This window comes from Candidatus Sphingomonas colombiensis (assembly GCA_029202845.1).
In the GTDB taxonomy this organism is placed as follows: Bacteria; Pseudomonadota; Alphaproteobacteria; order Sphingomonadales; family Sphingomonadaceae; genus Sphingomonas; species Sphingomonas colombiensis.
In genome coordinates this window covers 2,954,838-2,969,287 of sequence record CP119315.1, presented here as the reverse complement: position 1 = coordinate 2,969,287, position 14,450 = coordinate 2,954,838, and the positions used below count along the sequence as shown (strand labels likewise).

Below are 14,450 nucleotides of genomic sequence, written 5' to 3'. Positions count from 1 at the left end.
CCAGAGCGCTGCTGTCTGGCACCTGTCCGATGCATGTTTTTCCGTTCACAATCGTGGGTTTCGATCTCGATGGCACGCTGCTCGATACGAGCGCGGATTTGGCGGCGGCGGTAAATCACGCGCTGGCCGTTGATGGTCGCGCGCCCGTGCCGGTCGATGCTGTCCGGGCGATGATCGGCGGCGGGGCGCGGCGTATGCTCACCCAAGCGCTGACCGTCACCGGCGGGTATGACGAGCCGCTGCTGGATCGATTGTTTCCGTTGCTGCTCGATTTCTACGCGGCAAATCTGGTGGTCGATACCATCCCTTTTCCGGGCATGATCGCCGCGCTGGACGCGCTGGCGGCGCGCAACGTCACGCTGGCGGTGATGACCAACAAGCGAGAGGATTTCGCCCGGCCGATCCTCGACGCGCTCGGCCTCAGCAACCGTTTCGCGACGATCATCGGCGGCGATACTCTCGGCGTCGGCAAGCCTTCGCCTCTGCCGATCGAGGCGATGATCGCGCGCTGCGGCGGCGGTCGCGCGGCGTTCGTCGGGGATTCGAGTTTTGACGTCGATGCCGCGCATGCCGCCGGGATACCCGCGGTCGCTTGCGCGTTCGGCTTCCTCAACCAACCGGTCGAGACGCTCGGGGCGGAAGCCGTGATCGCGCATTTCGACGAACTGATCTCCGCACTCGAGAAACTATGACCCATCAAGAACGCCTGACCTTCTGGCGATTGCTGCTCGCGATCGCGCTGACCTTCGCGATCACGATGGCGTTGCTGCCGCAGCCGCCCGCGCTTCCCGTTGGCGACAAATGGCAGCATATGGCGGCATTCGGCACGCTGACGGTGCTCGCCATCCTCGCTTATCCCAAGGCATCGCTGCTTCAGGTCGGTGAGCGCCTCTCCTTCCTCGGGGCGCTGATCGAGGTGGCGCAGTCGCTCCCCGCGCTGCATCGCGATTGCGACATCATGGATTGGGTGGCGGACACGACGATCATCATCGGGGTGATCGCCGTCGTCGCCATCTTCAGGCATTTCCGGGGCGACGCCGGCTTTTGATCCACAGGTGCCGCGCCAGCATCATCGGCGGCATCCGCAGCCAATGCGAACGGACGTAAAAGGCGAAGCGGGTCGCGGGGTATGTCCCTCGGCCCCAGCCATCGCGCGCTAGCAGGCGACGGCGCGCCAGCGTGTCGAAACTTTGCTCGGCTTTCCCGTCCGGCACGGGCGTATCGAACAGCTTCCCCGCAAGCCTGAGCGACCGCGCGACCGCGCGCGCCGCCTGATGCTCCACCGCGCGCGCGCGTAGCTTGGTGAGATAATCGCCGTCACGGTGCAGGAATTCGCGCACCAGCCGATCGATATCCCACAGGTTGCGCAGCCCGCCCGACAGATCGCCATCGGCGAACAAATGGATCGCGGCATGGATCACGATATCCTCCGCCGACAGGATCGACAGGCCGTTGCCGAGCGGCTCGGCCGCAGCGATCAGCTTCATGGCGTCGGGCGTCGTCCGCGCGGTCGGCGGCAAAATGGTGTGGTGGACGTCGATCATCCGATCGCGATCGCGGTGGATCAGCGGTGGCAGTTCGTGCATCCAGCGCCGGTAATATTCATCGTCATAGGGATCGGGCTTCACCCATTCCCATCCCGCATCCAGCAACGCCGCCTCGGCCGCATCGAGCGCCGTGCGCGGGACGAGGATATCGAGATCGCCGATATGCCGCCCCTGCCCCGCGTCGAGCCCCGCCGCGACAAAGGCAGTGCCCTTGAGCAGCACGATCGGGCAACCCAGCGGCGCCAGCGCGCGCCGCGCCATCTCCGCCTCCCACAAAGCCTGCCGCCGCCCCTCCTCGGCCGACTGGATCGCGGCGGCGAGTATCGCGTCGACGCGTGGCGGCACCGGCAACCCGCACAGCCGGAACGCGAGCGAGCCGATCAGCAACTCCGCCCGCGCCACCGCGATCACCTCCACCCATTGCGCCGCATCGAGCGAGCGCGCCGTTTCGGGTGCCGCGAGCAGCCGGCAGAGCAGCGCCGCCGCCCGGCTCACGCCGCCGCCTCGATCGCGGCGATCGCGGCATCCGCATCGGGATAGTCCAGCGCGAACGCCGGCACCGTGCTCACGAAACGCGTCAGCGCGTCGAAGCCGCGTTCGCCCAGCGCGACATAATTGGTCGACGCCTGCGTCAGCCGGACGAACGCCTCACTGGCGCCAACCGGCCGTGCGTCCATCGTGAAGCCGAAACGCGGGAATACCAGAAGCGCCGGCCGCGCGGGCGTGTCCATCGCGGCGATTGCGGTCGCATCGGGAACGAGGTGGCGAATGTCGCCTTTCGGGGTTTCGCGCATCAACGGGCCGAAACCGGCGTTCGGCAGCGCCGCGCGCACCACCGCGATCGCGGCGTTCTTCAGGCTCACCAGCCGGGGAAAGGCGTGAAGCAACCCGGTCTCCGGATCGACCAGCGCGAATTCGTCCCCCATCAACCGCCAGCCCCGCGCCGCGAACAACGCCGCCAGCGTCGATTTGCCCGCACCGGATTCGCCGGTCAGCACGATCGCGCGCCCGTCTCGCTCCACCGTCGCCGCATGGAGCAGCAGGAAGCGCCGCTCGCCGAGCGCCAGTTGCAGGTTCATCGCCATCTCGGCGGCAAGCAACCCGTGCGCCAGCGGCAGGGGCGCGGCATCGGGCAGCATATAATCCCCCGCGATCGCCACCGACGGGCGCACGAAGCGCCGCCATGGCCGCGTCGCGGAGAGGCGGACGCTGTAATCGGGGATGCCGCCCACAGACGCCGGATAATCGGCGTAAAGCGTGCGCAGCTGATCGATCGGCGCGCGCCAATCCGATCCGACGCGAAAGGATGCCGGCCCGATACGGACGGAATAGACGTGCCTCATCCCGCCTCGATCAACCCGGCGGCAACCAGTTCGTCGAGCCGCTCGATCAGCGCGCCGCGCTCATCGGCGGCGAGCCCGAACGTCTCCGCCAGCGCATCCAGCGTACGCCATTCGCCCGCCATCGCCTCCAGCAATTCCGGCACCGGCGCCACGACGATATGGGTGATGCCCGACGCGCGCTGATAGATTGCGGTCAGATCATCGAGCGGCGCGATGCGCAGGCCATCCGGGGCCGGCGCGCGATAGCGCGTCGCGGCCATTCGCGTGCTTATTTCCGCAGCATCTGGAGCGAGGCGAAACAGGTGAAGCCCGCCGTCCCGCGCTGCAACCGCCCGACATATTTCATATAGGCGCGGCTGCGTTCGTAATCGACGCCGGGCAGCGTGCCGCCGGTCGCCATCGCGCGGCGCACGTCTTCCCCGTTCAACGGCCGGACCGGCGGCGCGAATGCATTCTTGGTCCCCGCCGGCACGACATTGCCATTGGCATCGATGAAGCCGCCGGCGCGGCTCGGATCGGGAACAGGTATCTCGCAGGTGAGCACCGAACCCGCCGTCTGCGCCAGCGCCGGGCGGATCGAGACAACCGCCGCCGCTCCCGCCGCGCCGAGCATCAGCGCGCGGCGCCGCGTGGCGCCTTCGGCGCGCGGTTCGTCGGCGATGTTTTTCTCGTCGCTCATCAGGTGTGTTGCACTTCCACAATCGGCCGAATCAAACAAGTCGGGCGCACGAACCGTATCGCACCGGGACGTTTACGATCTCATTTACGCGCGATGGCACGCGGGCTCATTTACGCGCGACCGCGCATGAACTCATTTGCGCCCGGATGCGCGCAGGCTCGCGATCGGCTACAGCCCGCGCCGTGCTCGACGGAATCACTCCTCGCGGCTGGCTCGCCGCCGGCATCGTCGCCGTGACGGCGATGGTAACCTATTCGCTGTCGAACGACTGGCAGGTGCCGCTCGTCACGCTCGCGGGCGGGCTGGTCGCGCTGCTCGCTGCGTCGCAAATGCGCGAAGAGCACGACGCGGAGGCCGCAGCATTCGCGCGCGAAATCGCCACCCCCGCCCCGGCGATCGATGTGGCGATCGACGCGATCGTGGAGCCGGTGCTGCTGGTGGAGGGCACACGCGTGATAAGTGCGAACCGTGCAGCGCGCGCGCTCCTCGGCCCCCATGTCGCGGGTGAGGATGTGCGCACGGCGATCCGCCATCCGGCGGCGGTGACGCACCTTTCCGAGCCGCGCCACGGCGAGACGCTTCCCCCGATCGAACTGGTCGGGCTCGGCGCACTCGATCAGCGTTGGGAGATGCGCGCGAACACGATCGGTGGCGATCGGCGCCTCGTTCACCTGATCGACCGCACCGAAAGCCATGCCGCCGAAAAGATGCGTGTCGATTTCGTCGCCAATGCCAGCCACGAACTGCGCACCCCGCTCGCCTCGATCCTGGGCTATGTCGAAACGCTGGCGGACGAGGCCGGCGAAGATCCGGAAATCCGCGCTCGCTTCCTGCGCATCGTGTTCGACGAGGCGCGCCGGATGGAGCGACTGGTCGAGGATCTGATGAGCCTCTCCCGCATCGAGGCGGATAAATTCCGCCAGCCATCGGATTCGGTCGATTTCGCGCGGCTGATCGGGGAAGTGACGCGCGCGCTGGGGGATGCGCGCGATGGACGCGGAAAGGATATTTCGCTTCACGTCACGCCCGGCCTGCCCGCCGTGACGGGGGATGCGATCCAGCTTTCCCAGCTGCTCCACAATCTGATCGGCAATGCGATGAAATATGGGCGCGCGGGCACGCCGATCCGTGTCGAAGCGGCGCCGGCGGCATCGGGCATGATCCGGCTGGTCGTGGCCGATCAGGGAGACGGCATCCCGCCCGAGCATCTGCCCCGCCTCACCGAGCGTTTCTATCGCGTCGATGCCGGGCGGAGCCGCTCGCTGGGCGGAACGGGGCTCGGCCTCGCGATCGTCAAACATGTTGTCGAACGGCATCGCGGACGGCTCGATATCGCGAGCACGCCCGGCGAAGGCACCCGCGTCACGGTGATGCTGCGGGCAGCCGATGCCGCTGTCATATTGGCGTAACCTTAGTGTCACACTGGCGGGCCCGAAACGAACGCCGCCAGCCGACGGCGATTGGGAACATGATGATTCGCCGCCTCGCTTTACTTATGATGATACCGCTTTCGCTCAGCGCCTGCCGCGATCAGGCCTCGGGCGGCGGCGGTGGCGTGCGTCAGCAGATCAAGGCTGTCGGGTCGTCGACCGTCTATCCCTTCACCACCATCGCCGCCGAGCAATTCCTCGCCAACGCGCCGGATGCGAAGCCGCCGGTGATCGAATCGACCGGCACGGGCGCGGGAATGAAGTTGTTCTGCGCGGGGATCGGTGCGGCGCACCCCGATATCGTGAACGCGTCGCGCCGGATGAAGCGCGCTGAATATGATAGCTGCGCGAAGAACGGCGCGGGGCAGTTGCTCGAAATCCAGATCGGCATCGACGGCATCGCGTTCGCCGAATCGAAGCGCGGCGCGAAAATGTCGCTAACGCCGGCGGAACTCTATCGCGCGCTCGCCGCGACGCCGAACGGTCGTCCGAACACCGCACGGACCTGGCGCGACGTGAACCCCGCGCTCCCTGCCACGCGGATACAGGTCTATGGGCCGCCGTCGACCAGCGGCACGCGCGACGCGCTGGCGGAGCTGATCCTCGCGCCGGGCTGCGAACAGTTCGATCCGCAGGCGGCTGAACTCCGCAAGCGCGATCCCGCCGCCTTCGCGGTGCGCTGCCAGCGTATCCGCGAAGACGGCGCCTATATCGACGCGGGCGAGAACGATAATCTGATCGTGCAAAAGCTCGCCGCCAATCCCGATGCGATCGGCGTATTCGGCTACAGTTACCTGGAAGAAAACGCCCCCACCATCGATGGTGTGCCGGTCAACGGCGTACGGCCAACTTATGCGACGATCGCGGACGGCAGCTATCCGGGCGCCCGGCCACTCTATATCTATGTGAAGCAGGCGCATTTGCCTGCGGTGCCGGGCCTGCGCAAATTCGTCGCGCAATATGCGAAGCTGTGGGGCGCCAACGGACCGCTCGTCCGGCGCGGACTGATCGCTGCCCCGCCGGCGACACAGGCTCGTTCCGCCGGGATCATCAGCAACGAGATCGCGCTCGACCCGCGAGAGTTGAAGTGATGCGCGAGAGCCTGCCATGTCACCGCTAGCACTGTTGTTCCTGATCGCCGCATTGGGCGCGGCCGGCTGGTTCAGCGCCCGCGCGCGCGCAGTGCGCTTCCGGCTGGCGACGCCGGGGCGGTTCAGTTCGCTGCCAGGTCATCACGCCACGTTCGTTGCATTGTGGACGATCGTGCCTCCGCTGCTGTTCCTGCTGATATGGCGATTGATCTCGCCCGCGATGGTGACCGATGCGGTGCTGGCAACCGCCGCCGCCAGTAGCCTCCCCGCCCCCGGCTTCGAACGCGCGGCCATCCTGTCCGAAGCGCGCAACCTCGCAAATGGGCAGCTTTATGGCGCGTTCCATGCCCTCTCCGCCACGCTCGCCCCCGCCTATGCCGCCGCGCAGCAACGCTACGATCTGATTGCGGCCGCCGTCGCGCTGCTGCTCGCATTCGGCACCGGCGCTATCGCCTTCCTGCGCGTCGCACCCGGCTTCTCGGCGCGGACGCAGGTGGAGCGGCTGACGATGGGGCTGCTTCTGGCCGCTTCGCTGATCGCGATCCTGACAACGATGGGGATCGTTGCCAGCCTGTTGTTCGAAAGCGCACGTTTCTTCTCGATTGTGCCAATCAGTGATTTCCTGTTCGGCACCCATTGGTCACCGCAGGTGATCGACCCGAACGACCCGGGCGCCTCGCTCGGCGCAGTGCCGCTGTTCTGGGGCACGTTCTTCATCGGCGCGGTGATCGCGATGATCATCGCCATCCCGTTCGGGCTGATGAGCGCGATCTATCTCACACAATATGCCCGACCGGCCACACGGCGCTGGATGAAGCCGATGCTGGAGATTCTCGCCGGCGTGCCGACCATCGTTTACGGCTATTTCGCCGCGCTCACCGTGGCGCCCGCGGTGCGGAGCCTTGGCGTATCACTCGGCGTCGCCTCCGCCTCGTCGGAAAGCGCGCTCGCGGCGGGGATGGTGATGGGGGTGATGATCATCCCTTTCGTCTCATCGCTCGCCGACGATTCGCTCGCCGCCGTGCCCGCCTCGATGCGCGACGGCAGCCTCGCGCTCGGCGCGACGCCATCGGAAACGATCCGCAAAGTGTTGCTCCCGGCCGCGTTGCCCGGCGTGGTCGGCGGCGCGCTGCTGGCGATCAGCCGCGCGATCGGCGAGACGATGATCGTGGTGATGGCGGCGTCCGGCGTCGCGACACTGACGCTCAACCCCTTCGCCAGCACCACCACCGTCACCAAGCAGATCGTCGACCTGCTGACCGGCGAAGCGGAGTTCGACAGCGCCAAGACGCTGGCCGCTTTCGCGCTTGGCCTTACCCTGTTCATCGTCACCCTATTGTTCAACATCGTCGCGCTTGTGATCGTGAAGCGATATCGGGAAGCATATGAATAACGGCCAGTCCAGAACGCCGACCGACTGGTCAGGCGCGCGGATGCAGCGTCGCATCGCCGGCCGCTATCGCGCGGAACGACGCTTCCGATTGCTCGGCATGGCGGCGATAGCAATGTCGGCTGCGTTTCTGATCTTCCTGCTCGGCTCGATGCTGGTGCGCGGGATTGGCGGGTTCACCGAGACACGGATCGCGCTTCCGCTCGACCTCAAGGCGGCGAATTTGGCGATCGATCCGACGCGAGTGAAAGGGCGCGGCGCAGATCTGGCGCTGACCGGAGCGGGGCTGGAAGGCGCGGTGGACGCTGCCGCCAATGCCGCCTGGCCAAGGCTGGGCGGCGCGGAACTGCTCTCCGACGGCGCGTGGCTGCGTGTCCGCGAGGCAGTGAAAGGCGATCCCTCGCTGCTCACCCGTCGCGCGACGCTCGAAGTGCCGGCCGCAAGCGCGATCGACATCGCGTATAAGGGCATCGGCACGCCCGAGGCGGAGGCAACGGTGGCGGCACTCGGCGGCCAATTGTCGCGCGGGCTGAACCTCGATTTCCTAACCGCCGCGGATTCTACGGACCCAACCCGCGTCGGCATCTGGGGTGCGCTCAAAGGCTCGCTGATGACGATGTTCGTCACCATCGCGCTTGCTTTTCCGATCGGTGTGTTCGCCGCATTGTACCTTGAGGAATACGCGCCGCGAAACCGCTGGACCGATCTGATCGAGGTTTCGATCAACAATCTCGCAGCAGTGCCGTCGATCATCTTCGGCTTGCTCGGGCTCGCGGTGTTTCTCGGCACGTTCGGCCTGCCTCGCTCCGCCGCGCTGGTCGGCGGGCTGACGCTCGCGCTGATGACGATGCCGGTGATCGTCATCGCCGGGCGCAACGCGATCAAGGCGGTGCCGCCCTCGATCCGCGATGCTGCGCTGGGCGTCGGCGCATCGCCGGTGCAGGTCGTCTTCCACCACGTCCTGCCGCTGGCGACTGCCGGGTATCCTCACCGGCACGATCATCGGCACCGCACGCGCGCTGGGCGAGACGGCACCGCTGCTGATGATCGGGATGCGCGCCTTTATCGCGGCAGCGCCCGAAAAACTCACCGACCCTGCGACGGTGCTGCCGGTACAGGTGTTCCTGTGGTCCGACGAGGTGAACCGCGGCTTCGTCGAGAAAACCTCCGCCGCCATCATCGTTCTGCTGGTGCTGCTGCTCGCGATGAACGGCCTCGCCATCTATCTCCGCAACAAATTCGAGACCCGCTGGTAATGCGCGACAACAAGCCGCCCAAGATGACCGCCGGACACGTCAACGTGTTCTATGGCGACAGCCAGGCGATCACCGACGTGTCGATCGATATCCTGCAGGATGACGTCACAGCGTTCATCGGCCCGTCCGGCTGTGGCAAATCGACGTTCCTGCGCACATTGAACCGGATGAACGACACCGTCGCCGCCGCACGCGTGACAGGGGATATCCGGCTCGATGGCGCGGATATCTACGCGAAGGAAATGGACGTGGTGCAGCTCCGCGCCCGCGTCGGCATGGTGTTCCAGAAGCCGAACCCCTTCCCCAAATCGATTTACGAAAATGTCGCTTATGGCCCGCGCATCCATGGGCTGGCCAAGGGCAAGGCAGATCTCGATCGCATCGTCGAACAGTCGCTCGCCCGCGCCGGATTATGGGGCGAAGTAAAGGACCGTCTCAACGATTCCGGCACAGCACTTTCCGGCGGCCAGCAGCAGCGGCTGTGCATCGCGCGCGCGATCGCGGTCGATCCCGAGGTGATCCTGATGGACGAGCCGTGCAGCGCGCTGGATCCGATCGCGACCGCGCGGATCGAGGAGCTGATCCACGAATTGCGCGGCCGCTACGCGATCGTGATCGTGACGCATAATATGCAGCAGGCCGCGCGTGTGAGCCAGAAGACGGCGTTTTTCCATCTCGGTCAGCTGATCGAATATGGCGACACATCCGACATCTTCACCAACCCGCGTGAGGAACGCACCAAGGACTACATCACCGGCCGCTACGGCTGAGAGGATTTGCGATGTCAACCGGACAGAAACATACCGTCAAGGCTTTCGATCAGGATATCGGCCAGCTACGCGGGCTGATCGGTGAGATGGGCGGCCTCGCGGAACATGCCATCACCGACGCGATCACCGCCCTGCAACGCGGCGACCTGGAACTAGCGCGCCGCGTGCGTGAAAACGACAAGGCGCTCGATGCGCTGGAGATGGAGGTGGAGCGCACCGCCGTCCGCATCATCGCGTTGCGCGCGCCGATGGCCAACGATCTGCGCGAAGTAGTCGCCGCGCTGAAGATCGCCAGCGTGGTCGAGCGGATCGGCGATTACGCCAAGAACATCGCCAAGCGCATTCCGATGATCGAGGGCGAGAACCGGATCGAGCCGCTCTCGCTCATCCCCGCGATGGCGAAGATGGCGGCGGCGATGGTCCATGACGTGCTCGATGCGTTTGCCGCGCGCGATGCCGAAGCGGCACTTGCGGTCTGCGCGCGCGACGATGCTCTCGACGATTTCTACGACAGCATCTTCCGCACGCTCGTCACCTACATGGTCGAAAATCCCAAGACGATCAGCCAGGTGGCGCATCTGCTGTTCGTTGCGAAGAACCTGGAACGGATCGGCGATCACGCCACCAATGTCGCCGAAATGGTGTATTTTGCCGCCACCGGCACCCGGCTGGCCGATCGAGAGAAGGTAACCAACTGATGCCCCGCGCTCACATGTTGCTGGTCGAAGATGATGCCAGCCTCGCCGAACTGCTGATCTGGCACTTCAAGCGCGAGGATTTCGATGTCGCGCATACCATCGACGGCGAGGAAGCGCTGTTGATGGCGAAAGAGAAGGTGCCGGATATCGTCCTGCTTGACTGGATGGTGGAAGGCATTTCCGGGATCGAGGTGTGCCGACGATTGCGTCGCGCGGCGGAAACCCAAAACGTGCCGATCATTATGCTCACCGCGCGCGGGGAGGAGGAGGATCGCGTGCGCGGGCTGGAAACCGGCGCGGACGATTATGTCACCAAGCCCTTCTCCCCGCGCGAGCTGGTCGCGCGCGTCGGCGCGGTGCTACGCCGTGTGCGGCCGGGGCTGGCAGGCGAAGCGCTGAGCTATGCCGATCTCGAAATGGATACCGTCGGCCACAAAGTACGGCGCGGTGGCGAGGTGATCCCGCTTGGGCCGACCGAATTCCGCCTGCTCAAGCATTTCCTCGAACATCCGGGCCATGTCTTTTCGCGCGAACGCCTGCTCGATAGCGTATGGGGGCATGACAGCGACATCGAGAGCCGCACCGTCGACGTCCACATCCGCCGATTGCGCAAGGCCATCAACGAAGGCGGACGGCAGGACATCATCCGCACCGTTAGATCAGCCGGTTATGCATTGGACTCCGACGGATAAAAATCGCGCGGCACTGTTGAATCGCTAGCGAAACGATGGAGCCAATCGCGCGCTCGCGCGTTGGCCGGCTGCGTAATTTCGACGCGAAGTGCGATTCCTGACAGGAGATTCCCACATGAAATCCATTCTTCTGGCGGCCGCCGCGCTGCTTGCTGCCCCTGCGGTGGCGCAGGGCCAGACGCCCCCGCCCGCCGACAGCAGCGGCCAGATCGGCGGCTTGCAGCCAAACGCCCCAGCGCTTCAGGGAACCCCGGCCCCTGGCTCGTCCGTCGTCTTCAAGCAGGCGCCCTCTCCTGACGCAGCGTTCCCGCCGCCGGCGGCGCAGGAAAGCTATCCGATTTGCAAGAAGGGTCAGTTCGACAAATGCCAGCAGGCCGGCACCGGCGACGGGCATGTCGACAAGGCCGCGCCGAAGCATCACGCGAAGAAGCGTATGCACAAAGCCGTGGTGAAGAAGGCCACCACGACGACGGCGACCGCGACCACCACCACGAAGTAAGGCACCGTCGCAACCGGGCAGTTGCGCCCGTTTGAATGATGAGTATGGGAAGGCGCTTCATTCCGATCGAAGGAGCGCCTTTTCCATGACCATTCGTTTCGACGACAAGGTAGCCATCGTCACTGGGGCCGGCGGCGGCCTGGGGCGCGAATATGCGCTTGAGCTTGCCCGTCGCGGCGCGAAGGTCGTCGTAAACGACCTCGGTGGTGATCGCACCGGCACCGGCGCTTCCGACGCCGCGCAAAAGGTGGTCGCGGAGATCGAGGCTGCGGGCGGCTCCGCCATGGCGAATGGCGCCAGCGTCACCGAATATGATCAGATGATCGAGATGGTCGCACGCGCCAAGGAAAAGTGGGGCGGCGTTCATGTCCTCATCAACAACGCCGGTGTGTTGCGCGACAAGACGTTCGCCAAGATGGAGCCGGCGGATTTCGAATTCGTCGTCAAGGTCCATCTGATCGGCTCGGCCATGGCCACCAAGGCGTGCTGGGAAACCTTCCGCGAACAGAATTACGGCCGTGTGCTGATGACCGCTTCCTCGACCGGCCTGTTCGGTAATTTCGGTCAGGCGAATTACGGCGCGGCGAAGCTCGGGCTCGCCGGGCTCACCAAGACGCTGTATCTCGAAGGCGCGAAGAACAACATCAAGGTCAACACGATCGCCCCGGTCGCGGGCACGCGCATGACCGAGGATCTGTTCCCGGAAGAGGCTTTCAAGGCCTTCTCCCCCGACAAAGTGGTTCCGGCGGCGCTGTTCCTCGTCAGCGAGGATGCGCCGACCAACCAGATCGTTGGCGCGGGCGCAGGCGTGTTCCAGGCCAGCTATGTCACGCTGACGCAGGGCAAGCTGCTCACTGGTGACGATCTGTCCCCCGAAGGCATCCAGAAGCATTGGGCCGAGATCACGGATCGCACGGGCGAGACCGTGCCCGAATCCGGCGCGGCGCAATCGATGCTGATCGGCAAAAAGCTCGCCGGCGGCTGATCCGCGCGGCCATTTTCTCTCCTTCCCCGGCAGCGCATTGTCGGGGAAGGAGGGATCAACTCTCGACCAGTTTGAGCAGGCGGCGCTCGACCGGCGCCAGTACCGGGCCAAGCTCGTGCCCGCGCTTCAGCACCGCGCCTGCCTCATTGACCAGCGCCCACATCCCCTGCCGGTTGCGCAGCGCGGGGCGCTTCTCGATGCGGAATTCAGGACGCTCGGCCGCACGGCGAAAAGCAGCGAAAATCGCGGCATCGCGCCCAAGATCGATCGCATAATCCCGCCAATGCCCGGCGGCGACCATCCGGCCATAAAGATCGAGAATCCGCGTCAGCTCCAGCCGCTCGAAACCGATCTGGCTCGGCCGCCCCTGCCCCGCTGCGGCCGGAAAAGGGGTGACGACCCCCATCAGGCGCGGGTCGCCGCGCGATCGGTGCCGGCCTGTTCCTCCATCAGCGCATCGAGCCGGCGACGCATCACCTCCAGCTCACAGCGCAGCAATTCCACCTTCTGTGTCGCGGGATCGAACACGTCGCTGCAAGGTGTACCATAAGGTACGAACTTTGGTTCGCTCGCCTGCCCGCCTTCCACCACCGTCGCGCGCGCCGGGATGCCGACCATCACCGCACCCTCCGCGACGTCCTTGGTCACCACTGCATTCGCGCCAACGCGCGAGCGGCGACCGATCGTGATCGGGCCGAGCACCTGCGCGCCCGATCCAATGATCGCGCCGTCAAGGATCGTCGGGTGGCGCTTTCCGGCAACGCCGTTATCCGGGCTGGTGCCACCAAGCGTAACGCATTGGTAGATCGTCACATCGTCGCCGATCTCGGCCGTCTCGCCGATCACGACAAAGCCGTGATCGATGAAGAAATTGCGTCCGATCGTTGCACCGGGATGGATGTCGATCGCGGTCATGAAGCGGGAAAAATGATTGACCAGCCGCGCCAGGAAATAGAGCCGCGAGCGATAGAGCCGATGCGCGACGCGATGCCACGCCAGCGCCCATACGCCCGGATAAAGCAGGATTTCGAGCCGGGAATGCGGCGCGGGATCGCGCGCCCGGATCGAATCAAGATATGCCGTCAGTCCCGCCATGACGCGTCTTCCCCTAGAAGACCGAGCATTTAGGCGCTCGCCCGCACGATTTCCAGCAGCGCGCCGATATCATTGCGCCGCAACCAAGGCGCGGCCTTCGGGTTTGCCTTTCTTCCGACCATCCGCGACAGAACATTATCCACGGGAGAAAGTATCTTGGACCTGACGCTCGCCAGCGCCGATGCCTTGCTGCCGTTCATCCTTGTCGGCTTTGCGGCGCAGATCGTCGATGGCGCGCTCGGCATGGCGTTCGGCATCATCTGCAATACCTTGCTCGTCGCGGTAATGGGCATGGCGCCGGCACGCGCATCCGCCAATATCCATATCGTCGAGACCTTTACCACCGCCGTCTCGGGCATCAGCCACCTGCTCCATGGCAATGTCGACCGGCGGCTGTTCCTGCGGCTGCTGATCCCCGGGCTGATCGGCGGGATCAGCGGCGCCTATCTGCTGAGCAATATCGACGCGAGTGTCGTGAAGCCGTTCGTGCTCGGCTATCTGGTGCTGGTAGGCCTGTATCTGCTGATCCGCGCCGCGACATTGCGACACCGTCAGGCGCGACCGAAGGTGGTCGAGCCGCTCGGGCTGATCGGCGGCTTTCTCGATGCCGCGGGCGGCGGCGGATGGGGACCGGTCGTGACGTCCAACCTGCTGGTGCAGGGGGTAGAGCCGCGCCGGGTGGTTGGCACGGTCAATGCGGTGGAGTTCTTCCTCACCGCAGCTGTTTCCGCCACTTTCATCTATGAACTCGGCGTGCGCGATTTCGCCACTGCAACGGTTGGGTTGCTGATCGGCGGGGTGGTCGCCGCGCCGTTTGGCGCCGTGATGGCGAAGCGCATCCCGACGCGTGTGATGCTTGTGCTGGTCGGCATCGTTCTGACGCTCACCAGCAGCTACGGCATCCTGCACACATTCTTGTTCTAGGAGCGCCGTCGGCCGGCCTCACCGCAAAGGATGCGGCCAGGCCGGCCAGCG

At 65.5% G+C, this 14,450-nt stretch carries 17 protein-coding genes and 1 pseudogene; 12 read left to right on the top strand and 6 right to left on the bottom strand.

Going from position 1 to position 14,450, the window contains the following annotated elements; translation table 11 throughout:
• Positions 1-29: 29 nt before the first annotated feature.
• Positions 30-692 carry an HAD-IA family hydrolase gene (locus tag P0Y64_14355; protein WEK42556.1) on the top strand — a complete coding sequence of 221 codons (663 nt, stop codon included), beginning with the start codon at positions 30-32 and terminating at the stop codon, positions 690-692.
• A complete protein-coding gene (locus P0Y64_14350) occupies positions 689-1,048 on the top strand; it encodes a hypothetical protein (GenBank protein ID WEK42555.1) in 360 nt (119 codons plus the stop codon). The genes P0Y64_14355 and P0Y64_14350 overlap by 4 nt, the downstream gene beginning before the upstream one ends.
• Here P0Y64_14350 and P0Y64_14345 read toward each other — a convergent pair.
• Genes P0Y64_14345 through P0Y64_14330 form a run of 4 tightly spaced genes read right to left on the bottom strand, consistent with a single transcriptional unit; the run spans position 1,017 to position 3,569 of the window.
• Positions 1,017-2,042, bottom strand: a complete 1,026-nt coding sequence (locus tag P0Y64_14345) for a nucleotidyltransferase family protein (GenBank protein WEK42554.1) — start codon at positions 2,040-2,042, stop codon at positions 1,017-1,019. The two genes, P0Y64_14350 and P0Y64_14345, sit on opposite strands and share 32 nt — an antisense overlap.
• Positions 2,039-2,890, bottom strand: coding sequence for an HprK-related kinase A (locus tag P0Y64_14340; protein ID WEK42553.1), 852 nt, complete (start codon positions 2,888-2,890; stop codon positions 2,039-2,041). The genes P0Y64_14345 and P0Y64_14340 overlap by 4 nt, the downstream gene beginning before the upstream one ends.
• Positions 2,887-3,150, bottom strand: coding sequence for an HPr-rel-A system PqqD family peptide chaperone (locus P0Y64_14335; protein ID WEK42552.1), 264 nt, complete (start codon positions 3,148-3,150; stop codon positions 2,887-2,889). Before P0Y64_14335 ends, P0Y64_14340 begins: the two co-directional genes overlap by 4 nt.
• Before the next feature lie 8 nt (positions 3,151-3,158).
• Positions 3,159-3,569 carry a hypothetical protein gene (locus tag P0Y64_14330; protein ID WEK42551.1) on the bottom strand — a complete coding sequence of 137 codons (411 nt, stop codon included), beginning with the start codon at positions 3,567-3,569 and terminating at the stop codon, positions 3,159-3,161.
• Between the two features lie 182 nt (positions 3,570-3,751).
• On the opposite strand from P0Y64_14330, the gene P0Y64_14325 reads away from it, so the two are divergent.
• The 9 genes and pseudogenes from P0Y64_14325 (at position 3,752) to P0Y64_14285 (ending at position 12,380) form a co-directional block, all read left to right on the top strand.
• On the top strand, positions 3,752-4,978 hold the full coding sequence (locus P0Y64_14325) for an ATP-binding protein (protein WEK42550.1): 1,227 nt from the start codon (positions 3,752-3,754) through the stop codon (positions 4,976-4,978).
• A gap of 62 nt (positions 4,979-5,040) precedes the next feature.
• The gene (locus P0Y64_14320) at positions 5,041-6,090 is read left to right on the top strand and encodes a substrate-binding domain-containing protein (protein ID WEK45060.1); all 1,050 of its coding nucleotides are present in this window, start codon (positions 5,041-5,043) and stop codon (positions 6,088-6,090) included.
• Positions 6,091-6,106: 16 nt separating this feature from the next.
• Positions 6,107-7,483: a phosphate ABC transporter permease subunit PstC gene (gene pstC, locus P0Y64_14315; GenBank protein WEK42549.1), complete on the top strand. Its 1,377-nt coding sequence runs from the start codon at positions 6,107-6,109 to the stop codon at positions 7,481-7,483.
• Positions 7,476-8,736, top strand: a pseudogene (gene pstA, locus P0Y64_14310) (phosphate ABC transporter permease PstA). Before pstC ends, pstA begins: the two are co-directional and overlap by 8 nt.
• Positions 8,736-9,506: a phosphate ABC transporter ATP-binding protein PstB gene (gene pstB, locus P0Y64_14305; GenBank protein ID WEK42548.1), complete on the top strand. Its 771-nt coding sequence runs from the start codon at positions 8,736-8,738 to the stop codon at positions 9,504-9,506. The pseudogene pstA and the gene pstB overlap by 1 nt, the downstream one beginning before the upstream one ends.
• A gap of 11 nt (positions 9,507-9,517) precedes the next feature.
• Positions 9,518-10,204 (top strand): phosphate signaling complex protein PhoU, encoded by a 687-nt coding sequence (gene phoU / locus P0Y64_14300; protein ID WEK42547.1) that lies wholly within the window; start codon positions 9,518-9,520, stop codon positions 10,202-10,204.
• Positions 10,204-10,896: a phosphate regulon transcriptional regulator PhoB gene (phoB, locus tag P0Y64_14295; protein ID WEK42546.1), complete on the top strand. Its 693-nt coding sequence runs from the start codon at positions 10,204-10,206 to the stop codon at positions 10,894-10,896. The genes phoU and phoB overlap by 1 nt, the downstream gene beginning before the upstream one ends.
• A 115-nt stretch (positions 10,897-11,011) precedes the next feature.
• Positions 11,012-11,395 (top strand): hypothetical protein, encoded by a 384-nt coding sequence (locus P0Y64_14290; GenBank protein WEK42545.1) that lies wholly within the window; start codon positions 11,012-11,014, stop codon positions 11,393-11,395.
• A gap of 85 nt (positions 11,396-11,480) precedes the next feature.
• A complete protein-coding gene (locus tag P0Y64_14285) occupies positions 11,481-12,380 on the top strand; it encodes an SDR family NAD(P)-dependent oxidoreductase (GenBank protein ID WEK42544.1) in 900 nt (299 codons plus the stop codon).
• 55 nt (positions 12,381-12,435) lie between these two features.
• Here P0Y64_14285 and P0Y64_14280 read toward each other — a convergent pair whose 3' ends face one another.
• Both P0Y64_14280 and P0Y64_14275 read right to left on the bottom strand, forming a co-directional pair.
• Positions 12,436-12,786, bottom strand: a complete 351-nt coding sequence (locus tag P0Y64_14280; protein ID WEK42543.1) for a DUF2794 domain-containing protein — start codon at positions 12,784-12,786, stop codon at positions 12,436-12,438.
• Positions 12,786-13,475, bottom strand: a complete 690-nt coding sequence (locus tag P0Y64_14275; protein ID WEK42542.1) for a serine acetyltransferase — start codon at positions 13,473-13,475, stop codon at positions 12,786-12,788. Before P0Y64_14275 ends, P0Y64_14280 begins: the two co-directional genes overlap by 1 nt.
• 153 nt (positions 13,476-13,628) lie before the next feature.
• On the opposite strand from P0Y64_14275, the gene P0Y64_14270 reads away from it, so the two are divergent.
• A complete protein-coding gene (locus tag P0Y64_14270; protein WEK45059.1) occupies positions 13,629-14,399 on the top strand; it encodes a sulfite exporter TauE/SafE family protein in 771 nt (256 codons plus the stop codon).
• Positions 14,400-14,450 lie beyond the last annotated feature (51 nt).